At 70.8% G+C, this 20591-nt stretch carries 21 protein-coding genes and 2 pseudogenes; 7 read left to right on the forward strand and 16 right to left on the reverse strand.

Annotation, left to right across the window (positions count from 1 at the left end):
- Positions 1–235 precede the first annotated feature (235 nt).
- The gene (locus tag ACFHW1_RS27250) at positions 236–1258 is read right to left on the reverse strand and encodes a LacI family DNA-binding transcriptional regulator (RefSeq protein WP_278168982.1); all 1023 of its coding nucleotides are present in this window, start codon (positions 1256–1258) and stop codon (positions 236–238) included.
- Positions 1259–1651: 393 nt separating this feature from the next.
- Here ACFHW1_RS27250 and ACFHW1_RS27255 point away from each other — a divergent pair, with 393 nt between their 5' ends.
- A complete protein-coding gene (locus ACFHW1_RS27255) occupies positions 1652–4156 on the forward strand; it encodes a beta-glucosidase family protein (protein WP_416616472.1) in 2505 nt (834 codons plus the stop codon).
- 36 nt (positions 4157–4192) lie between these two features.
- Here ACFHW1_RS27255 and ACFHW1_RS27260 read toward each other — a convergent pair whose 3' ends face one another.
- The 3 genes from ACFHW1_RS27260 to ACFHW1_RS27270 all read right to left on the reverse strand — a co-directional run bounded on the left by ACFHW1_RS27260 (position 4193) and on the right by ACFHW1_RS27270 (position 5873).
- The gene (locus ACFHW1_RS27260) at positions 4193–4624 is read right to left on the reverse strand and encodes a DUF2267 domain-containing protein (protein ID WP_416555788.1); all 432 of its coding nucleotides are present in this window, start codon (positions 4622–4624) and stop codon (positions 4193–4195) included.
- A gap of 64 nt (positions 4625–4688) precedes the next feature.
- Complete coding sequence (locus tag ACFHW1_RS27265; RefSeq protein WP_416555787.1) at positions 4689–5117, reverse strand: TraR/DksA family transcriptional regulator; 429 nt, start codon at positions 5115–5117, stop codon at positions 4689–4691.
- Between the two features lie 180 nt (positions 5118–5297).
- Positions 5298–5873 (reverse strand): winged helix-turn-helix domain-containing protein, encoded by a 576-nt coding sequence (locus ACFHW1_RS27270; RefSeq protein ID WP_416555786.1) that lies wholly within the window; start codon positions 5871–5873, stop codon positions 5298–5300.
- A gap of 380 nt (positions 5874–6253) precedes the next feature.
- Here ACFHW1_RS27270 and ACFHW1_RS27275 point away from each other — a divergent pair, with 380 nt between their 5' ends.
- A complete protein-coding gene (locus tag ACFHW1_RS27275) occupies positions 6254–7177 on the forward strand; it encodes an AEC family transporter (RefSeq protein WP_416555785.1) in 924 nt (307 codons plus the stop codon).
- Here the strand turns inward: ACFHW1_RS27275 and ACFHW1_RS27280 are convergent.
- From ACFHW1_RS27280 to ACFHW1_RS27300, 5 genes and pseudogenes are all read right to left on the reverse strand, one after another.
- Positions 7093–7446 (reverse strand): hypothetical protein, encoded by a 354-nt coding sequence (locus tag ACFHW1_RS27280; RefSeq protein WP_416555784.1) that lies wholly within the window; start codon positions 7444–7446, stop codon positions 7093–7095. The two genes, ACFHW1_RS27275 and ACFHW1_RS27280, sit on opposite strands and share 85 nt — an antisense overlap.
- 20 nt (positions 7447–7466) lie before the next feature.
- The gene (locus ACFHW1_RS27285) at positions 7467–8030 is read right to left on the reverse strand and encodes an RNA-guided endonuclease TnpB family protein (protein ID WP_416591126.1); all 564 of its coding nucleotides are present in this window, start codon (positions 8028–8030) and stop codon (positions 7467–7469) included.
- Positions 8027–8449 carry a helix-turn-helix domain-containing protein gene (locus ACFHW1_RS27290; RefSeq protein ID WP_416568635.1) on the reverse strand — a complete coding sequence of 141 codons (423 nt, stop codon included), beginning with the start codon at positions 8447–8449 and terminating at the stop codon, positions 8027–8029. The genes ACFHW1_RS27285 and ACFHW1_RS27290 overlap by 4 nt, the downstream gene beginning before the upstream one ends.
- Positions 8446–8725: pseudogene (locus ACFHW1_RS27295) on the reverse strand (IS607 family transposase); the annotation flags it as partial. The gene ACFHW1_RS27290 and the pseudogene ACFHW1_RS27295, both read right to left, overlap by 4 nt.
- A 93-nt stretch (positions 8726–8818) precedes the next feature.
- On the reverse strand, positions 8819–10324 hold the full coding sequence (locus ACFHW1_RS27300; protein ID WP_416555783.1) for an LVIVD repeat-containing protein: 1506 nt from the start codon (positions 10322–10324) through the stop codon (positions 8819–8821).
- A 133-nt stretch (positions 10325–10457) separates the two neighbouring features.
- Between ACFHW1_RS27300 and ACFHW1_RS27305 the strand changes: the two genes are divergently transcribed.
- Positions 10458–11159, forward strand: coding sequence for a DUF305 domain-containing protein (locus tag ACFHW1_RS27305; protein WP_416555782.1), 702 nt, complete (start codon positions 10458–10460; stop codon positions 11157–11159).
- A gap of 44 nt (positions 11160–11203) precedes the next feature.
- Here the strand turns inward: ACFHW1_RS27305 and ACFHW1_RS27310 are convergent, their stop codons facing one another.
- The 4 genes from ACFHW1_RS27310 to secA2 all read right to left on the reverse strand — a co-directional run bounded on the left by ACFHW1_RS27310 (position 11204) and on the right by secA2 (position 14369).
- On the reverse strand, positions 11204–11686 hold the full coding sequence (locus ACFHW1_RS27310; protein WP_416555781.1) for a DUF2231 domain-containing protein: 483 nt from the start codon (positions 11684–11686) through the stop codon (positions 11204–11206).
- Positions 11687–11768: 82 nt separating this feature from the next.
- On the reverse strand, positions 11769–11903 hold the full coding sequence (locus ACFHW1_RS27315) for a hypothetical protein (protein WP_416555780.1): 135 nt from the start codon (positions 11901–11903) through the stop codon (positions 11769–11771).
- Positions 11900–12049 carry a hypothetical protein gene (locus ACFHW1_RS27320; protein ID WP_416555779.1) on the reverse strand — a complete coding sequence of 50 codons (150 nt, stop codon included), beginning with the start codon at positions 12047–12049 and terminating at the stop codon, positions 11900–11902. Before ACFHW1_RS27320 ends, ACFHW1_RS27315 begins: the two co-directional genes overlap by 4 nt.
- Before the next feature lie 22 nt (positions 12050–12071).
- Positions 12072–14369: an accessory Sec system translocase SecA2 gene (gene secA2, locus ACFHW1_RS27325; protein WP_416616474.1), complete on the reverse strand. Its 2298-nt coding sequence runs from the start codon at positions 14367–14369 to the stop codon at positions 12072–12074.
- A gap of 151 nt (positions 14370–14520) precedes the next feature.
- Here secA2 and ACFHW1_RS27330 point away from each other — a divergent pair, with 151 nt between their 5' ends.
- Positions 14521–15540, forward strand: a complete 1020-nt coding sequence (locus tag ACFHW1_RS27330) for a glucosyl-3-phosphoglycerate synthase (protein WP_416555777.1) — start codon at positions 14521–14523, stop codon at positions 15538–15540.
- Positions 15541–15570: 30 nt separating this feature from the next.
- On the opposite strand, the gene ACFHW1_RS27335 is transcribed toward ACFHW1_RS27330, so the two are convergent.
- The 3 genes from ACFHW1_RS27335 to ACFHW1_RS27345 form a co-directional block, all read right to left on the reverse strand.
- Positions 15571–15747: a hypothetical protein gene (locus ACFHW1_RS27335; RefSeq protein ID WP_158632101.1), complete on the reverse strand. Its 177-nt coding sequence runs from the start codon at positions 15745–15747 to the stop codon at positions 15571–15573.
- A gap of 84 nt (positions 15748–15831) precedes the next feature.
- Positions 15832–16980, reverse strand: a complete 1149-nt coding sequence (locus tag ACFHW1_RS27340; RefSeq protein ID WP_416555776.1) for a SigB/SigF/SigG family RNA polymerase sigma factor — start codon at positions 16978–16980, stop codon at positions 15832–15834.
- 187 nt (positions 16981–17167) lie between these two features.
- The gene (locus ACFHW1_RS27345; RefSeq protein ID WP_416555775.1) at positions 17168–18274 is read right to left on the reverse strand and encodes a Vms1/Ankzf1 family peptidyl-tRNA hydrolase; all 1107 of its coding nucleotides are present in this window, start codon (positions 18272–18274) and stop codon (positions 17168–17170) included.
- A gap of 155 nt (positions 18275–18429) precedes the next feature.
- On the opposite strand from ACFHW1_RS27345, the gene ACFHW1_RS27350 reads away from it, so the two are divergent.
- The 3 genes and pseudogenes from ACFHW1_RS27350 to ACFHW1_RS27360 all read left to right on the forward strand — a co-directional run.
- Entirely contained in the window at positions 18430–18978 is a 549-nt protein-coding gene (locus ACFHW1_RS27350; protein ID WP_416555774.1) for a hypothetical protein, read from the forward strand.
- A 192-nt stretch (positions 18979–19170) separates the two neighbouring features.
- Entirely contained in the window at positions 19171–20082 is a 912-nt protein-coding gene (locus ACFHW1_RS27355) for a DMT family transporter (protein ID WP_416555773.1), read from the forward strand.
- 313 nt (positions 20083–20395) lie between these two features.
- A pseudogene (locus ACFHW1_RS27360) lies at positions 20396–20591 on the forward strand (glycosyltransferase family 1 protein); the annotation flags it as partial.

Consider the following 20591-nt stretch of genomic DNA (forward strand, 5'->3'; position numbering starts at 1 on the left):
TCGGACCAGCGCCGCCGTCAGCACCACCGTCCCGCCCAGCCGGATTCGCCCCACCATCGGCGGGGCCGTGACCCGCTGCGGGCCCGGTGCTACGGATGTCGTCGTCGTCGAGTGTCATGGCTGCCCCCTGCGGGTCGGTCGACACGCGCCGGTTCCACGCCGGCACGGTCCTGCCTGCGGGTGGTACCCAGGGCGGATCGCCACTAACCTCGCATGCACCCGGACCGGCTGAGGATCACAGCTCCTGGTACGGCGCGCAACTGTCCCGCACGACCAGCTCGGTGGCGAGCTCCACCCGCGGTGTCTCCAGTGGTTCCCCCTGCGCCAGACGCAGCACCGTCCGCGCTGCGAGCAGCCCCATCTCGGCCAGCGGCTGGCGCACCGTGGTCAGCGGCGGCGACGACCACTGCACCTCGGGCAGGTCGTCAAAGCCGACCACGCTGACGTCGTCCGGGACCCGCAAACCGCGTTGCCGCAGGGCCTCGTAGGCACCGAGGGCCATCTGGTCGCTGGACGCGAAGATCGCACTGGGTGGTTCGTCGAGGTCGAACAGCGCGGCCGCGCCGGCGAAGCCGGACTCATGGTAGAAGTCGCCGGGGACGACATACTCGGGGCGCAGCGGTATCTCGGCTGCCTCCAACGCGGCCCGGTAGCCGTCGAGCCGGGCCCGGCTGCACAGCAGCCGGGGCGGACCGGCGATGAAGCCGATCCTGCGGTGTCCCAGGGAGATGAGGTGTTCCGTCGCCCGCAGTCCGCCGGCCCAGTTGGTCGCCCCGATGGTGGGAATGTCCAGGCTCGGGACGCCGGCCGGGTCGACCAGCACCATCGGAACGTTGAGCCGTCGCAGTTCGGTGTGCAACGGCGGAGCAAGTTCGCTGGTAACCAGGATGACACCGTCGGTGGCCCGGGTACGCAGGTTCTGCAACCACTGCCGGGTCGATGCGGACCGGCGGTGGATGGCGGAGACGACGGTACCGACCCCGGCGGCGTGCGCGACATCCTCCACGCCGCGGATTATCTCCACCGCCCACGGGCTGTCCAGGTCGTTGAAGACCAGGTCGATCAGGCTGGCACCGGCGCGGGACCGGGTCGCCCGCCGCCGGTAGCCGTGCCGACGCAGCAGCTCCTCGACCCGTTCACGGGTCTGCGGGGCGACGTCGTTGCGACCGTTCAGCACCCGTGACACGGTCGGCACGGAGACACCGGCTTCCTGAGCGATCGCGGTGATCGTGATCCTGCGTCCTTCATCGACCGTCACGGCAGCAACTCCTTCGTCGAGGCTTCAGCGTACGGCCGAACTTTCCGCCGGCCGGTCGGGCTCCGTACGCCGAGTCCGGGCCCTATCTTGCCGCAGCTGGAAAACGCCTGGCAGCGACCCGGCCGACAGTATTTCGCCGATGCCGGCGTCCGGGTCGACCACACCACCGGCCGGAACTTTCCGGAGAATCTGGCGGCGGTGGCCAAACGGTAGCCGGACGGGGCGCTTGCGGCCCCTACGATGCGGGAGCGTACCCGGACACTGCCAGCAAACTGTAGGGCGCCGGATCTCGACGGGGCGGTAGGTTTCCGGAAACATGTCGGAAAACAGGGCGCGACGGTCCGGCGAAGCCGGGATCGGACTGGCGCGGCGACGATCGACAGGAGGCTGCCGGTGAGCGGCAAGGACTACGCCCTGGACGAGGGGCCGGCCCAGCCCGGTCCGGCCGGGCAACCGGACGATCACGCCGCCGCCGCCGCGGCCACCGGCCGGGCGGCCGGGTCGCCCGCCGCCGACACCCCCGACCGGTCAGCACCGTGGCGCGATCCCACCCTGGCGGTGGAGGAACGGGTGTTCGACCTGCTCAGTCGGATGTCGCTGACGGAGAAGGTCGCACAGCTGTACAGCTATTGGCGGGGCGCCAATGCCTCGATCGACGACATGGCCCCGTTGCAGCATGACCTGGTCGACGAGTCGGTCGACTGGGCCGGCCTGCTACACACCGGCCTGGGGCAGTTGACCCGGCCGTTCGGCACCGCGGCGGTGACTCCGGCCGACGGCGCCGGGGCGCTGCTCCGGCTGCAGACCGAGATCGTCGCCGGTAACCGGTTCGGTATTCCCGCGGTGATCCACGAGGAGTGTCTGACCGGGTTCATGACCTGGGGCGCCACCGTGTACCCGACCCCACTGGCCTGGGGTGCCAGCTTCGACCCCGACCTGGTGGCGCAGATGGCCGGACGGATCGGGCAGGACATGCGGTCGGTCGGGGTGCACCAGGGACTCGCCCCGGTGCTCGACGTGGCCCGGGACCCCCGTTGGGGCCGCACCGAGGAGACCATCGGCGAGGATCCGTACCTGGTCGCCACGATCGGCACGGCGTACGTACGAGGGCTGGAATCGGCCGGGGTGGTGGCCACCCTCAAACACTTCGCCGGTTACTCGGCCTCCCGGGCGGGGCGCAACTTCGGGCCGGTGTCGGTCGGCCCGCGAGAGTTCGCCGACGTCCTGCTCCCACCGTTCGAGATGGCTGTCCGGGACGGCGGCGCCCGTTCGGTGATGCACTCGTACGCGGAGGTGGACGGCGTCCCGGCGGCGGCAGACGGCGGTCTGCTCACCGATCTGCTCCGCGGCCGCTGGGGGTTCACCGGCACCGTGGTCGCGGACTACTTCGGCGTGTCGTTCTTGGAGCTGCTGCACCGGGTGGCCGACGGTCCCACCAGCGCCGCCGCCCTGGCGCTCAGCGCCGGAGTCGATGTCGAACTGCCAGCGGTACGGTGCTACGGTCCCCCGCTCGTCGAGGCGGTCCGGCAGGGCGCCGTACCGGAGTCGGTGGTCGACCGGGCCGTCACCCGCGTCCTGCGGCAGAAGTGTGAGTTGGGGTTGCTCGACCCGGACTGGGATCCGGTGCCACCGGCGCTGGTTGGTGCGTACCGCACGGGCGAGGCGGGCGGGCCGTCCGCTGGTCCGGGGATCGACCTGGATTCGCCGGCGAACCGGGACCTGGCCCGGCGGCTAGCCGAGGAATCGGTGGTGCTGCTGGCCAACGACGCCGTCCTTCCGCTGCCCGAGCGGGGCCGTATCGCGGTGGTCGGGCCGCTGGCCGACTCGGTCAGCGGGCTGTTGGGCTGCTACACGTTCCCCAGTCACGTCGGTACCGTTCCGGCCGATGTCGGGGACCAACCCCAGATGGGGACGGTCCTGGCCGCGCTGCGGGCCGAGCTGCCCGCAGCCGCCATCGAGCACGTCGTAACCGGTCCGGTGGACGGGCAAAACACCCCGGGCATCGTGGTGGCCGCGGACGCCGCGGCGCGGGCGGACGTCTGCGTCGCGGTGGTCGGGGACCGGGCCGGGCTGTTCGGCGCCGGGACCTCCGGCGAGGGTTGCGACGCCACCGACCTGGAACTGCCCGGACGGCAGGGTGAGTTGATCGAGGCGTTGGTGGCCACCGGCACTCCGGTGGTGCTGGTACTGCTGACCGGACGCCCGTACGCGCTCGGCCGGTACGCCGACCGGCTGGCCGGGGTGGTGCAGGCGTTCTTCCCCGGTGCCGAGGGAGGCGGTGCGGTCGCCGGTGTGCTCAGCGGCCGGGTGTGCCCGTCCGGCAGGTTGCCGATCGGGGTTCCCCGGCTGGCCGGCGGCCAGCCGACCAGCTACCTCAGCCCGCTGCTGGGACACCGGACCGAGGTGAGTAACGCGGATCCCGGTCCGCTGTACCCGTTCGGCCACGGCCTGTCGTACACCTCGTTCGAGTGGTCGACGCCGCTGGTCGACGGGGTCGAGCACGGCTGGGGTGCGGCCCCGGCGCAGATCGGCACCGACGGCACGTTGCGAATTCGGCTGCGGGTACGCAACACCGGCGACCGGGCAGGCAGCGAGATCGTCCAGCTGTATCTGCACGACCCGGTGGCGCAGGTCACCCGACCGGTGATCCGGCTGGTCGGGTACGCCCGAGTGCCGTTGCAGGCTGGCCAGGCGTGCTGGGTCGAGTTTGACTTCTCCGCCGACCTGTCGTGTTTCACCGGGCGGGACGGGCGGCGGATCGTCGAGCCCGGCGACCTGGAACTGCGGCTGGCCGCGTCGAGCATCGACGTCCGCCACCGGGTCGCGGTCCGGCTGGTCGGCCCCCAGCGGCAGGTCGACCACCGACGCCGGCTGGCCACCGAGGTGACCGTACGGTGACTGACGCTGCGGCCCGCGCTGGCGCGGGCCGCAGCGTCAGTCACCCAACAGGTCGCGCAGGTCGACCGGTACGGTGGCCAGCACGTCGTCCCACTCGCCGGAGCTGACGTGCCGTCGCAGCACCCGGCTGACCGTCCGGATCACCTGTTCGGCCCCGCCCTCGACGTCGAACGGGAAGTCCCGTCGCACCCGGGCGACGAAATCGGCACGGTCCAGCTTCGTCGGCGCCGAGGTGGCGTCCCAGCCCTCGTAGTACAGCCCGCGGACCAGTAGCGGCAGTTGCGCCGCAAGCTGCACCACCTCGGCCAGGGGTAGCCGGTCGCGCAAGGTGTGCAGCACGGCGGCGAGCGCCGAGTAGGACTGCTGGCGGCGCTGGGCCGGCCAGCCGAGTTCGTGTTCGATCTCGCTGAGCAACCGGTTGGTCTTGTCCACCGTGGCGTCAATGGCAGTCAACTGGGCAGTCGTCATCTCGTGCTCCCTCGTCGGTTCGCGGTGCCGGTGATCCGGGGGGCGCTGATGAACGCGGCCTCGGTCAGGCCGCCCGCCGCTCGCGGGACTGCTTGCAGGTGACGCAGGTGGTGGCCGAGGGATAGATTTCCAGCCGCTCCACCGGAATGGCCGCGGCACAGCCCTCGCAACGCCCGTAGTCGCCGGCGGCGAGCCGGGCCAAGGCATGCTCGAACTGGGTACGACGCTCCAGGATGGTCCGGATCAGGGACTGGGCCGCGTCCCGCTCGGCGGTCTTCGTGCCGCTGTCGGCCTGGTCGTCGCCGGCGGTGTCGCCCCCTTCGACCAGCCGGAGCACCTGGCTCTGCGTCATCGCCTGCTCGTACTCAGCCGTCAGCTCCTGGTACCGACTGGTCAGCGCGGTGCGGATCCGATCACTGTCGATGGTTCCCGGTGCACCTACGGTTCCCGGCGCGCCGAGACCCGGTCGCCGGTTCACCTCATGTGTCAGCATGCGCGCATCCCCCTTCAGATCGAGTACGGCGAGCCACGACCGGCTCGGACTCCGGCACACCGGATCGCCGCGAGATCCGCCACTTACCCGTCGCCGAGGGCCGGCAAACCCGTCCGGCCCTCGACCAACCACGCGCCATCGGGCCTCGCCGACGCCGGCCGGTGTCCGCCGGCGGTGTGATCAGCCGGCGGTGTCGATGCTGACCCGGACGTCGTCGGCGAGCCGGTAGCCGACGCCGTACACGGTGGTGATCAGGGGCGAGTTGCCCACCTTGCCGCGGAGCCTGCGGATGTGCACGTCCACGGTACGCACCCCGGTGTGCTCGTAGCCCCACACCGCAGCGAGCAGCTGCAGCCGGGTGAAGACCCGGCGAGGGTTCTCCACCAGGTGCAGCAGGAGATCGAACTCGAGTCGGGTCAACAGCAGTGGCTCGCCGTCCAACAGAACGGTCCGCGACGCGACCATGACGTGCAGTGCCGGCACAGTGACCGTCGCGGTCCGCCCTGACCGGGTGGCGGGTTCGGTGAACACCCCGCCGCCCGCTGGCGTCGGACCCGGCCCGTCGCGGCCGGCGACGATCTGGTCGAGCACCGCGCCGGGCTGCGCCCGGGCCGCGTCGGCCGCCGGCATCTCCACCGTCGCCTCACCCCGTTCCACCAGCTCCCGGGCGGCCTCCAATAGCCGACGGGCGGACGACGAAAGCGCTTCCTCACCGGCGGTGAGCGGGATCGACACGGTGACGGTCACGGTCGCCATCGCCGGGCCGGTCCCCCGCCGGGGCGCGGCGGGCGGACGGGCCGCACCAGACGGTGGCAAACCGGACCAACCGGCGCGCTGCGAGGCGGGGCTGACCGACATGGTCCTCCTAGACAGTTCCGGCCGGAAGCGTGCATCCCCGGCCACCGGCCGGTGTCCGTACGCAACGGTAGCCGGGTGGGACGCGGCAGCCGGCACCGGACACAGGGGACGACCCAGTGTGCCGGCGGCTGCGCACCAACCGATGCTGCCGTTCACTCGCTCCCGGGTCAATACCGGACTGCGTTGCAGGAATGTGATGATTGACAAGCGCACCGTAATCGATTGCTCGCTCTGGATACCCGACCTCGGTGCTATTGGCGAACCGGCAGGATGATCACATGCGCGCCATCGTCGCCGGGTTCGCCGCGATCTGGTCGGTCACCCTGATCGGGTACCTGATCGGCCGTTTCGAGCTGCTCGGCCCGGACGGCACCGCCGTCCTGGCCCGGCTGACCTTCTTCATCGCGACACCGGCGCTGTTGTTCACCACCCTGGCCGGCACGTCCCCGACCGAGGTGTTCACCCCCGCGTTCCTCGCCTACCTGGCGAGCACCGTGGTGGTGGCGGCCGGCTACCTGGCACTGGCCGGTTGGCTGTGGCACCGGCCGGCCGGCGACGTCACCATCGGCACGCTCGGCGCGTCCTATGTGAATGCAGCCAACCTCGGCATCCCGGTAGCGGCGTACGTGCTCGACGACGTCTCGGTCGTCGCGCCGGTGCTGCTGTTCCAGGTACTCGTCGCGGCACCGGTGGCCTTCGCCGTCCTGGACCTCACCGCCGGCGACCGCCGCCCGTCCGTCCGTCGGCTGCTGTCCCTGCCGGCCCGCAACCCGATCATGATCGCCTCGGCGGCGGGCCTGGCGCTGGCGGTCAGCCGCTGGCAGCCACCCGCCGAGCTGCTGCGGCCCTTCGAGCTGCTCGGTGCGGCCGCCGTACCGCTGGCCCTGCTGGCCCTCGGAATGTCCCTGCCCGGAAGCCGGCCGCTGGCGGCCGACCCACAGGCTTGGGAACGCTACACCGCTGTCGCCCTCAAGGTGCTCGGCCAGCCGGCGGCGGCCTACCTGATCGCCCGACACGGTCTCGGCCTCAGCGGCACCGCGTTGCTCGCCGCAGTGGTCACCGCCGCGCTACCGACGGCGCAGAATGTCTTCATCTTCGCCACCCGGTACCAGCGCGGTCAACGCCTCGCCCGGGACTCGGTGGTGCTCTCCACGGTCGCCACCGCCGTCACGCTGCTGCTGATCGCCGCCGTGCTCGGCTGACGTCCCCAGCGGGCGCGAACCTGGCCGACGTACCCCGACGACTGACGCTCACCGGCGGCGAGCGCCGCCGCGAAGACGACCGGATCACCCGGATCGCCGGTGAGCGCCGCTCGTGCTGTCGCATCCGGCGTCAGGAACACGGTGCGCACGGCCGCGGCAGGGCCAGCGGCGCCGTAGACCAGCGCCGCAACCAGGGCACCGGTCGACGTCCCCACCACCAGATCCGGGGCGCGCAGTCCGGCGCCCGCCCGGTCGAGTCCGACGAGCATCCGTTACCTTTCAGTACGCTCTAGCGAGCACACGGTCGGTAGTCCCGCCTTGCGGTGGGACGGTCGCGGTCCATGACCAGGCCACACGCCGCGCAGTGGTACGCACGCTCGGACAGGGCCAGCTTGGTTTTCACCGCGCCGCAGCCCGAGCAGGTTTTCGAGGAGGGGTACCAGCGGTCGGCCACGAGCAGCCTGCCGCCGTTCCATCCGGTCTTGTACGCCAGTTGCCGCCGCAGTTCGGCGAATTTGGCGTCGGTGATGTGCCGGGCCAGCCTGCGGTTGGCCACCATCCCGGCCACATGGAGGTCTTCCGCCACGACCGTGCCGTGCTCGCGGGTCAGCCGGGTGGTGAGTTTGTGCAGCCCGTCGCGGCGCAGACGAGCGACCCGGGCGTGCGCCCGTCCGAGCCTGGCAGATGCGCGCTGCCACCGGTTCGACGGACGCCGGCCGGTACGCCGGTCCGGGCCTTGCCGGCGCGACAGGGTCCGGCCGAGTGTCCGTAGCCGGGACCGCGCGCCGGCGAGGTGTCGCGGGTTCGGTCGGGGCAGCACTACATGGTTACGGTCCGGCTCGACGCGGATCACGCCGGTGGTGAACCGAACGCTCGGGGTCGACCTGCGACGGGACTTGAACCGGGAAGCCCGACCGGGCGGCCGGCTCGTTCTCCGTTTCGGGAGTCGGCCCAGTTGGTCAACGCGCGGGCCAGGGCGTCCAAGCCGGTGTTGAACGCCTCCTTGGACACCTCCGGCCGCCACGGCGCCACATCCCGTTTGGCCGCGTTCCACGCCCTACGCAACGCGGGCAACGACCACGACACCGCCGGGGTGAGCCGATCGTCGGCGACACCGTACGAACGCTCGGCTGCCCGCTGGTCCATAATTGCCTTCACCCGCGCCAGCGCCCAGTTGTAGGCCACCCGCGCCGCCCCGGCATGCGCCAGCACCGCGCGTTCCTGGCCCGGGGTGAGGTCCAGAGCGAACCGGTACGCCTGAATCGTCCTCACACCCGGCCACCCGCCCCGGTGACAGCCTCGACAGCCCGGCGGGCACGGCCCACCGCCGCCCGACGCCCGTACCCGGCGAACACACAACGAGGTGAGGATCCCCGTCACGTCACCGACCAGGTCGTTTTCCACCTCGGCCGGGTCGACAACCAGGAGACGCCGGCCCTGCGCGGCAAGCGCCGCCTCGACATACTCGACACCGAAGCGGGCGAACCGGTCCCGGTGTTCCACCACGATCGTTGACACCGCCGGGTCACCAAGCAGGGCCAGGAACCTATGGATGAACATCCGGCCAACTGGTCAGGCGCGGCGGGTGGTCGGACCGCGGTCCGACCACCCGCCAGCTGTCTCCGTCTCACCAGCGCGGTGTCACCAGCTGAGGTACCAGGGCTGGGTCTGCACGTTCAACTCCGGGAACCGGACCAGCTTGGCGCTCGCCGTACGCCAGTCCTTGAGGTCCAGCACATCCAGGCCCTTCTGGATGTCACTGGAGTAGATGTAGCCGTTGTAGTAGTACGTCGACCATGGTCCGCCGGTGACCATCCGGGTGTCCGAGACCGGTCCCCGCTCCCAGTAGGCGATCTCCTGCGGCCTGGCCGAGTTGGTGAAGTCCCAGACCGATACGCCGCCCTGGTACCAGGCCTGGACCATGATGTCGCGGCCCAGCACCGGGATCAGCGAACCGTTGTGGGCCACACAGTTCTCGGTCGACCCGTTGGTCCGGGGGATCTTAAAGTAGCTGCGGAAGGCCAGTGTCCGCGCGTCACCCGTACCGGTGATGTCGTAGATCGCGTTGGCACCCCGGTCCGGACCGATGGTCGGGTTGCAGGTCGCCGCCCCGCCGCCGCCAAGTTCGTCGGTGAAGACCACCTTGGTGCCCGAGTTGTTGAACGTCGCCGAGTGCCAGAAGGCAAAGTTGGTGGTGTCCCGGACCTGGTGGATGACCCGGGGCGCCTCCCGGTCGGAGATGTCCAGCAGCACGCCGTCGCCCATGCAGGCGCCCGCCGCGAGATCCTTCTGCGGGTACGCGGTGATGTCGTGACAGCCGGTGGTGGTGGCGCTGCCGTTGCCGCCCGGGTTGCCGCCGTCCGGGAAGATCGCCGGAGTGGCCACCACGGCCGCGTCGGTCGGCTTCTTCAACGGCACCTTGACGATCGAGATCAGGTCGTGCGGTGGCTGGCAGTCCGGGAAGTTCGTCGACGGGTTGTACGACGAGACGTAGAGATAGACAGAACCACGGCTCTTCGCCGGCACCAGGGTGTGGGTGTGTGAGCCGCAGTTCGTCTCGACGGACTTGACGTACCGAGGGTTGCTCTTGTCTCGAATGTCGAAGATCTTGATGCCCTCCCAGGACTCCTTCACCGACGCGGACTGGGAGGTACTGGCACAGGAGTCGTCACTGCGCGACGAGTCTGTGGACAGGAACAGCAGGTCACCGTGGACCGACACGTCGTTCTGCCCACCCGGACAGACCACCTGCGACACCAGCTGCGGCCGCCGCGGGTTGGCGATGTCGTAGATCACGAAGCCGTTGTAGTTGCCGACGAAGGCGTACCTGCCCTGGAAGGCAAGGTCCGAGTTCAACGAGGACTCGGTGTCGAACGGCGCGGGCTTGGGCATGCTGGCGATCTGACGCAGGTTCCGACTGCTGTCGATCTCGTCGACGCCGAGTCCGGGGTCGTCGGTCCCCGCCGCCGATGCCTGGGCCAGGCACAACTCGACCGCCAGCGCGTCGGTGGCGTCAGCGCAGTCGACGTCGAACGGGGTCCCTGCATGACTAGGTGTCGCCAACGCGGTGCTACCGAACAGGACGGCGATCGCCGCCACTGCCACGGTCCGGAGCTGCCGCGGCCCTCGTGGGGAACGTCTGATCATGTGCGGCACCCTTCGAAAGGGATTGATGATGCTGCGACGATACCGCCCAGTTGCCAACATCGATGTGACGGTGATCACATCGATACATGGAGTTGGCCGGATAGCATCGCGACCGTCCACTCCGGGAGGCCCGATGTCCCGACTGTCACTCGGCCGGCACCGACGGCTACTGGCGCTCGCCCTGATACCGGTCGTGGTCGTCGTCGCGGTGGTCGTGCTGCGGACCACCGCGACAACCTCGGCCACAACCGACGACGCAGCGACCGGGCCGGCGGGAACATCCACCGGCGCCGACGGGACCACGAACGCACCGCCGGTGATCCTGCCCGGCCGGCCCGGCGAGCCGGCCGAGCTGCGCCCTGCCACGGACGTGACCATCGATCCACCGCAGTACAACGCGCTGGACACCTGGTACGTCCAGATGATGATCCCGCACCACACCCAGGCCGTGCAGATGGCAGCGCTCGCCGCCGACCGCAGTGCCGACCCAGGGGTACGGGCCTTCGCCGACCGCATCCGGGCAGGACAGACCGCCGAGATCACCGTACTCCGGCAGTGGCTGCGGGACCGGCGGTTACCGGCCGGTGGGCACGACCACGACACGATGCCCGGGATGCAGACCGAGCAGGCCGTCCGGGAGCTAGCGGCCGCCCGGGGGGCCGAGTTCGACCAGCTCTTCGTGGCGATGATGACCGACCACCACCAAGGCGCCGTCGAAATGTCCGACCGGGTTCTCACCGGTGGCAGCGACGTGACCATCGAGGAACTCGCCACCTCGATCGCTGCCGAGCAGGCAGTCGAGATCAACCGGATGCGGGACCTGCTGGACAGCTGAGCCGGCGCCCAACGGTCGTGCGCGCCCCGGTCGCGAGGAGTCAGCTAGCGGCGGGCCAACGCGTCCAACCCGTCCGACCGGCGGCCACGTTCGTCGGCGGCCGCTACCTCCCCGACGTGGCGCAGCAGAGCCGTACCGTGGCGCAGCCCCGCCACCCCCACACCGAGGCCGACCAGCTCCACGATCAACAACGGGACGCCGGCCAACGACGTCGGACCAGAGGTACGAATCAGGCCGGCGAGCAGGAACATCCCGCCCATCGCCGTACTGATCAGGTTGAACCGGACCAGCGAGGTACGGACCGGACCGGACGGCTCGTCCCAGAGATCGACCAGACCCACCGCCACGGTCAGTGCCATCGCGGCCAGCCCGGCGACCAACGTCCAGTAGCCGACCTCACCGAACAGGTCGGGTGCCCCGGCCAGCACCGAGATGTCGAACAGGGCCGCACAGACGAAAAGTCCGAACGGCAGGGTCACCAGCATCGGCTGGATCGGCTGGCCGGGCACGCGGAGTTGCGCCTGCATCGCCCTCACGCCCTTCCCACTGGTCACACCGGTCACACCACCCGTGCTACCCAATTATCTCCCGCCGCGAACCCACCCACCATCACCGCTGCTGGCTGTCGGTCCGCAGCGCCGACGCCACCAGCCGCTTGGCGACCTCCGGCAACGGCACCGCGAGCGCCTCCCCGGCCGGGCACCGCCGCTGGGTCATCACGGTGCCGATCGCCGGGCCGATCACGTCGCCGTACTCCGGCCGACCACGGCGAGATGCTCCACCGCTTGATCGAAATCGGTGCACCGAATCATGCCGGCGGTCAACTCCCGCAGCAGGGCGGCGGTCTCCAGTACGGCCAGCCTGCTGTCCGCCGGATCGGCCTGAGCCAACGCGATCGCACCCCGGCCGCGCTCAGCGGCGGCCGCTGCCACTGAGCCGGCGGCCAACGGACGAGATCAGCCGGTCCAGCTCGGAGCCGAACGGGTTGTCGTGCACCAGGTAGGTCCAGGTCGCACTGGGCCGTACCAGTTGGGCCTCGTCGGGCTGCCAGTCCTCGTCGAACTCGGTCTGTTCGAAAGTCGCGACGGTGCGGGCCTCGATCTCCGGAATCAGCTGGTTGAACGCGGGCACGGCCGCCCGGTGGAACTCGTCGAGTGGATCGAGCCGGCCGAGTGCCCGCAGATGCACGCCCTCGCGCACCTCGGACAGTTCGGCGAGGTGTTCGGTCCAGAGCCGGTCCAGGTGGTAGAGGGCGATCGAACGGGCGGCCCGCGACAGCAGATCCTCGTCCATCTCGGCGCACCGCTGCGGGAACCGGTCCATCAGCATCAGCGCGGCGACCTCGGTGGTCAGCAGCCGCTCACGCCGCTCCGCGAGCGCCTTGCGCTGCTGCTCGATCACCACGCTGTAGCGCCAGGTGTTCCGGTGGATCTCGTAGTCGACACCCTCAGCGATCCGCTGGGCGTGTTCGATGGCGAAGTCAACCTGCTCGTCCTGGACGATGCCGTCGGGCGTCATCCGCGGCGAGGGTGGGATCGCGTCCGGGGCGTGCCGGACGACCAGGTCGTCCTCCAGGCTGACGAAGAACACCGAGCCACCCGGGTCGCCCTGGCGACCGGCCCGGCCGCGCAACTGATTGTCCACCCGCCGACTGTCGTGCCGGCCGCTGCCGATCACGTACAGCCCGCCCAGCTCGGCGACCTGGTCCCGGTCGGCCTGGTCGCTGCCGCCGAGGCGGATGTCCACGCCGCGCCCGGCCATCTGGGTGGAGACCGTCACCGCCCCCAGCGCACCGGCTTCGGCGATGATCGCGGCTTCCTCATCGTCGTTCTTGGCGTTGAGTACCACGCAGGCAACGCCGGCCTCGCCCAACGACGCCGCCAGGCTCTCCGACTCCTTGACGTCGAGGGTGCCGATCAGAACCGGACGCCCGGTGGCGTGGGCCGAGCTGATCTCGGCGACCAGCGCCTCGTCCTTCTCGGCGCGGGTGGCGTAGATCCGGTCCGGCTCGTCGATCCGTACGCACGGGGTGTGTGGCGGGATCACCGCCACCTCCAGCTTGAAGAACTCGCGGAGCTGGTCGCCGACGAGGACCGCCGTCGCGGTCATCCCGCACAGGGTGCGGTACGCCGCGACGAACGCCTGCACGGTGATGGTGCCGAGCACCTCGCCCTCGGCCGTGGCGTTCAGACCCTCCTTGGCCTCGACTGCCGCCTGCAGCCCGTCCGGCCATCGGCGGCGCTGCGCCACCCGGCCGCGCATCTCGTCCACCAGTTCCACGGCGCCATCGCGGACGATGTAGTCGACGTCGCGGTGCAGCAACGCGTGGGCGTGCAGGGCGACGTGGATCGCGGACAGCTGCCCGACGTTGTCGTCGGCATACAGGTCGACGCCGTCCAGCTTGGCCTCGACCGCGGCCAGCCCGGCGGAGGTGAACGCGACGCTGCGGCCGTCGTCGGCGACCTCGTAGTCCCGGCCGGCGCGCAGCCCGCGTACCAGTGTGGCGGCGGCGTGCACCGGGTCCTGCTCACCGACGACTGCCCCGGCCAGCACCATCGGCACCCGAGCCTCGTCGATGAGGATCGAGTCGGCCTCGTCGACGATCGCCGTGGACAGCGGTGGCTGGACCCGGTCGGCGATATCGGTGACCAACTGGTCACGCAGGAAATCGAAGCCGGCCTCGCTCACCGACACGTAGGTGACATCCCGCTGGTACGCGGTCCGCCGCTGCTCGGGGCTGCTGCTCTCGGTGACCCAGCCGACGGTCAGCCCGAGCAACTGGTAGACCGGCGCCATCCACTCGGCGTCTCGGCGGGCGAGGTAGTCGTTGACCGTCAGCACGTGCACCGGGCCGTTGCCCCGCCGCACATGCCCGTAGGCGGCGACCGTGGCGGTCAGGGTCTTGCCCTCACCGGTGGCCATCTCCGCGACCTTGCCGGCCAGCAGGGACATTGCGCCGAGCAGTTGCTCGTCGAACGGCCGCTCGTCGATCGCCCGCCGGGCAGCCTCCCGGCCGACGGCGCAGAGGTCGACGAACTCGTTGGCCCGGCCGGCCTCGGCGGTCAACTCGGCGTCGTCGAGCGCCCGCAGGTCGTCCTCCCGGCCGGCGATGTCGGGGAGCAGTTTCGCCAACGGAGCGAGGTCGACCGTGCTGCCCGGCCGCTGGAGGAAACGCCGGAACCGACTCTTCAGACGCTGCGACACACCCATGAACGTCAACGCTACGCGACGCGTCCGGCTCGCGGTGCCCCACCCGCCCCAGGACGCTCAGCCGTGGCGGCCCAACCCGATCGGACGACGCATACCGCCCGCTGGGCGGGGTAGCCAGCAGCTGATCGAGTGTCGTCACGGGGGGTGGATCATGGGGTACGCGCGAACGGCCGTCGCTCCCACGGTTGCGGACTGGGCCGCCCGTCGCACCGGGACGGCGGGCCGGTGGACGCCCTGGGAACTGGCCATGGCCAAGGCCAGGACCGGCCGGCGGGTGAGCGTCGTACTGCCGGCCCGCAACGAGGAGGCCACCGTCGGCGCCATCGTCGAGTCGATCGTCGGGAACCTGGTGGACCGGGTGCCGCTGGTCGACGACGTGGTGGTGGTCGACTCCCGGTCCGACGACAGCACGGCGGCCGTGGCCGCCGCCGCCGGCGCGCGGGTCGTCGGCCAGGACGAGATGACCCGAGGGCTGCCGCGACTGGAGGGCAAGGGTGACGCGCTCTGGGCCGGGCTGGCCGCCACCGACGGGAATCTGATCGCCTTCGTCGACGCCGACCTGCGGGAGTTCCAGCCGGCCTTCGTGACCGGGCTGCTCGGCCCGCTGCTCACCGATGAGTCGGTCAGCTTTGTCAAGGGCTTTTACCACCGGCCGCTGGTGCGGTCGAGTGACGTCGAGGCGGATGCCGGTGGCCGGGTCACGGAGATCATGGCTCGACCGCTGTTCAACCTCTTCTGGCCGGACCTGTCGGGATTCGTCCAGCCGTTGGCCGGCGAGTACGCCGGCCGACGCGATGTGCTGGAACAGATCCCGTTCGTCTCCGGCTACGGGGTAGAGACCGCGATGCTGATCGACCTGCTCGACGTCTGTGGGCTGGACTCCCTGGCTCAGGTCGATCTCGGCGAGCGGCGGCACCGGCACCAGAGCACCGAGGCGTTGGGGCGGATGTCCGCCCAGATCCTGTTGACGGCCTGGTCGCGGCTCCACCGAAAGGGCTGGGTGGTCTCGGAGCGTCCGCCCGGCGGCCTGCTCACCCAGTTCCGGCGCGGCGAGGCCGAGGCGCTGAGCAATCTGGAACGCGAGATCGTCGTCAGCGACGTGTCGGTCCAGGAACGGCCCCCGTTGGGCCAGCACCGGCGGGCGCTGGCGACCACCGCGGCTGCCGGCTGACGCCGAGCCCGGCCGGAACCGCCGACCAGGCTATTTGCTTCCCGCACTCGGCTTGGTGGCGTGGAAAACGATCAGACCGACCACCAACCCGACCAGTGCGATGGCACCGGAGTTCGACGTATCGTCCCCAGCTCCGGAGATGCCGAAGGCGAACGTGCCCGCGCCTGCGACGATTGCCGCGACCAAGCGGTTTCCACGTTGTTTCACGGTCGGCACGCTATCGGCGCCGGTAACGCCGCCAGCGCCAGCCGGCACCGGTTCCCCCGATCGAGGTAGCGGGGCGAAACCGGCTCAGACCACGGCGAACAGCGGTGCCAGGCCGGCCACGGTCAGGCTGCGTCGCACATAGGGCTGGGGCCGGGTGAACCGTAGCCGTACCGCCGCCCGGCGGGCGGCCTCGTGGCTGGCCAGCAACGCGGCGATGCCGGCGGCGTCGACGAAGCCGACGCCGTCCAGGTCGACCAGGACCTCGGCGTCGGGGCCGGCGGCCCGGACCGCGTCGACCAGTCCGTCGCGGACCCGTTCGGCCGCCTCCCGGTCGAGTTCGCCGGTCAGGCCGATCTCAGTCCGGCCGTCGGCGCGCCGCACGGAGACGGTCAGCGCGACGTCGGCCGGCTCCGGCTGGGCGATCCCGGAATCCCACCGGGGCGGGGCGTCGGTCAGCATCGCCTGGCGCAGCCAGGTCAGGGTCCGGGACAGCAGCCGGGAGACATGCATCTGGGAGATGCCGAACTCGGCGGCGATGTCCGACTGGGTGTAGTTGCCGTAGAAGCGCATGGCGAGGATCCGGCGTTCCCGGGCCGGCAGCCGGTAGAGCAGCCCGCTGACCGTGAGCCGGTCGTCGACGGACTCCAGGTCGGCGTCCAGCGCGCCGAACATGTCGCCCAGCTCGGCGGGTCCGTCGTCGCCGACCGGCCCGTTCAGCGACGCGGGTGTGTAGCCGGCGGCGGATTCCAGGGCCGCGAGGATGTCCTCTTCGGAGGTGTCCAGCCGCTCGGCGAGTTCGGCGACGGTCGGCGACCGGGACAGCTCGCTGGTCAGCACCGCGGTCGCCTGGCTCACCTCGATGGTGAGATCCTGTAGCCGGCGGGGCACGTGTACGCCCCAGGTCCGGTCCCGGAAGTGGCGTTTGATCTCCCCAGTGATGGTCACCGCCGCGTAGGCGGTGAACGAGCCACGGTCTGGGTCGTAGCGGTCCACCGCTTTGACCAGCCCGAGCCGGGCGACCTGCTCGAGATCCTCCAGCGGCTCGCCGCGACCGCGGTAACGCCGGGCCAGCCGACCGGCGAACGGCAGGGCCAGCTGGACGAGTTCCTCTCGCAGATCCCGGCGCCGATTCTCAGCCTGGTCGGCGAATCGGGCCGCGTAGGACAGAGCTGCTCCGTCGAGGTCCTCCAGCGCGTGTTCCGAACGAGTTACCGTACGTCTTTGTCCGGACATTTCGCCCCTCCCCGGTGATCCGGCCCTGAGCTCCGCATTCCGGCACATTGATCGGGTCGCGAGTCCGGTCCAGCACCGGACGGACGCCCTCACTAAGCCGGACCCTACTTGCAGTGACAACGCCACCCGATCCGAATGCCATGAAAATTCCACGCCGAGGACGGCTGCCGACGCACCGGCAGTGCGCTCAGCTGGTGATTGGATCGGAATACCGCAGCACGGCGCCGACCCCGCCGGCCAGATCCGCGTCACCGGGACCGACCAGCACCAGATCGGCGTCGGTGGCCGCCAGCGCGCGCAGCAGCGCCGCGTCGGCGCGGACCTCGCAGGGCTCGTCCACCGCCATGACGGCCAGGTCGGCCGGATCCAGGGCGATCTGGGTCGGCTCCGGGCCGATCCAGACCCGCTGGGTCGAGGAGGGGTCGTCGACCAGCAGCAGCGTGTCGACCTGAGCCCGCTGCAGCGCGTCGACCACGGCGGGCAGCCCATCGCCCCGACCCTGTTGCGCGCCGTAGCGGTCAAGTGCCCGGTCGGTGTGCTCGGCGGCCACTGCGGCGATGGCCTGGATGGTGGCCTCGGTCAACGGCTCGGGGTCGGCACCCACCGCCCGCGACCCGGCATCGGTCTGCACCGTACGCGACTGCCAGCGCCTCGGCAGCTGGCCGACCATGAGCTGGCGTGCCTCCGGGTCGCCGGCGACCACCAGCACCTCGGCCCCGATCTGGTCGGCCAATGCCGCCGTCGCCGCGGCGCTGGCACCGGCGTTGCGTCGCCACGACACCTCGGCCGCCCGCTGGAACCGGGCCTGGGACCAGGCCCCCGGTTTGACCTTGCGGATCGGGTGGGCGGCCGGACCGTCGACGCCGGCCTGCCGGGGCAACCCGCCGGCGCTGACCGCGTCGATCTCGGCCCCGGTACGACTGACCAGGACCCGCAGCCAGCTGATCTCCTCGCCCCGCTGGGCGACCAGCGGCATCGCGTGCGGAAGCGGGCCGACCGTGGCGAGGTCATGCGGGGGCGGCGCCGGCAGGTAATTGTGCAGTACCACGTCGCCGCTGGCGGCGCTGAGCGCGAGGCCGTACTCACCGGCGCGGGGCACATGTCGGGTCACCGCCGCGCCCAGCGCCACGACCGTCGCCGGATCGGCGCCCTGCTGGTTCAGCTGATCACGCAGCGCTCGCCAGCGCAGTTCGAGCGCGTCCACCGCGTCCTCGGTGTCGTGTGAGGCGTCCAGGTAAACCGACGCCCACGGTCCGGGCCGGGCGTAGAGCGGCCGTAGGAAGGACAGATCCATGACGTACCCCCTCCTCTCTCCGCCGGCATACCCGGACAGCTCGACGAATCACCTCAAATCAACCACCTCCTCCCCCATGAACCCATTCATTCACAGCATTCACTCGACCACCTCGATACAATGCGTGAAAAAAGACAAACATTGGGTGGTGATGGATGGATCCCGAACTTTTCCCCGAGCGAGCCGTCCACCGGACCGGGCCGATCATCACCGGACACGTGGTCCGTCTGGTCGGCGGCTACTCCCGGCCGATCAAAGTCGGTCAGCCCATCCTGATCGGGGTCCTCGCGGCGGCCGGGGTGATCCGAGCGCTCGGCGCGGTGCTCGCCTCGATCCGCCTGGCCGGAAGCGGCTCCACCGCCGCTCGCCGCAAGTGGAAGGAGCTGCGCAACGGACCTGAGTTCCTGGTGACCCCCCTGCACATCCGGGACACCGTCGGGGTGCTGTGCGAGATGGAAATCCACGGACATGTGCCGCAGAGTGCCCTCGACCCGGCCGACCACGTGCAGGTGACGGTACGCCGGCAGAAGGATCCCGAGCTGCCGCCCCGGGTGGAACGCATCGTCAACCTCACCACCGGCCAGTTCCTCAACCCACGGACCCCGACCGTCTGGTCGCACCTCGGTCCGGCGCTGCTGTTCCAAGCGGTCCTCGGACTCCTCTTCCTGGTCGCACTCGCCGGGCTGGTCGTCGTTCTGGCCTGAGCGTTCTGATCTGAGCGTTCCGGCCACCACCCGGAGATTCACTCCGGTTCCGTCCTCCGTCAGACGGAGGAACCCCGACAGCGAGGTACTTCGTGAGACGGAGACAACTGCCCCCCGACGGGGTGAGGGTGACCGGCGTCGGGTGAGGGATCATGGGACGATGACGCGCCAAGGGTGCCGACGGGCCCGGTCGTGACCGACTTACTGATCTCCGTGGCCTTCGCTGTCGCCTCGGCCCTCGCGTACGCCCTCGGCGCCGTGGTCCAGGAACGGCTCGCCGTCCGACTCGGGGCCCAGACCCCCTGGCGGGCGGTCGTCCGGGCGCTGCTAAGGGCCCGCCGCTGGTGGCTGTCGGTGGCGCTGAACGCCGCCGGCGCGCTTCTGCACGTGGCGGCGCTCGCGTACGGCCCCCTGTCGGTGGTGCAGCCGCTCGGCGTCCTGACGCTTGTGCTGGCCCTGCCGATCGGCGCCGCGTTCACCACCCGGCGGGTCGCCGCCCGGCAGTGGGTCGGTGCTGCGGCGGCCGTACTCGGTCTGCTCCTGCTGCTCAGCCTGACGGTGCCGGGCAGCGGCGACGGGATGACCGCAGCGGACGGCACCGTCCTGATCGTGGCCAGCGCCGTCGTGCTCACCGCGATGATCGCCGGCACCGCGGCACTGCGCCGCCCGGTGCCCCGGAGCCTGCTGTACGCCACCGGCGCCGGCATCGCGTTCGCCGTCGCATCCGCGCTGACCCACGCGGTGACCCGCGAGTACGCCGAACACGCAGCGGCCGCCCTGATCGGCCCGACCGTGCCGGCCGTCGCCGCGATGGCCATCGCCGGGGTGCTGCTGTCACAGCTCGCCTACCGCGGCGGCGGCCTCGGCGCGCCGCTGGCCACTGTCACGCTGGCCAACCCGCTCGCGTCGGCGGTGATCGGGGTGGCCCTGTTCGGGGAACGCTTCGCCGACGGACCGGTCGCGATGGTGCTGCTGGTGTGCGCCTGCGGTACCGCCGGTGTCGGGATCCTGCTGCTGACACCGCCGATGGCGATGACCGACACCGCCGATCCGGTAGACCCGGCCCCCGACCGGCCGGGTCCGCTGGCACTCTGCCGCCGCTGACTGCCAACCGGCCGGGCATCAGGGGCACCGGCGACCCGGGGCCGAGTGTCTTCGGTCACCTCCGGTACCTACGGGATGCGGATCCGGTCCGGATGTCGTTTCCTTGAAAACGGCGGCACCACGCACCGCAGCATGGCAGTCCGCCCGCCACCGGCCGTCGGCCACCTCTTCTCACTCGCGCCACGGCCATCGGCCACCGCTCGACCTCGTCGCGCAGCACCAGATCACCGCCGCAGCACCCTCTCACCGCCTGTCTTGCCGTCACCGGCGCCGGCGCACCCGCACTTGTTCGAGATGGATGGAGAAGATCGCGATGCCCCTGCGGGTCGGCGACCAGTTCGCCAACGCACTGGTCACTCAGGACGGCCTGTGCCGTCCGGTCCCGACGTCCCGACCGCACCCGCCGCTGCCGTCCGCCGGCGACGCCGCCGACGGACGCCGCCGGATCCTGATGCTGTCCTGGGAGTACCCACCCGTCGTGGTGGGCGGACTGGGCCGGCACGTACACG

Origin of the sequence: Micromonospora sp. LOL_014, assembly GCF_048060245.1 — a bacterium.
Classification (GTDB): domain Bacteria; phylum Actinomycetota; class Actinomycetes; order Mycobacteriales; family Micromonosporaceae; genus Micromonospora_E.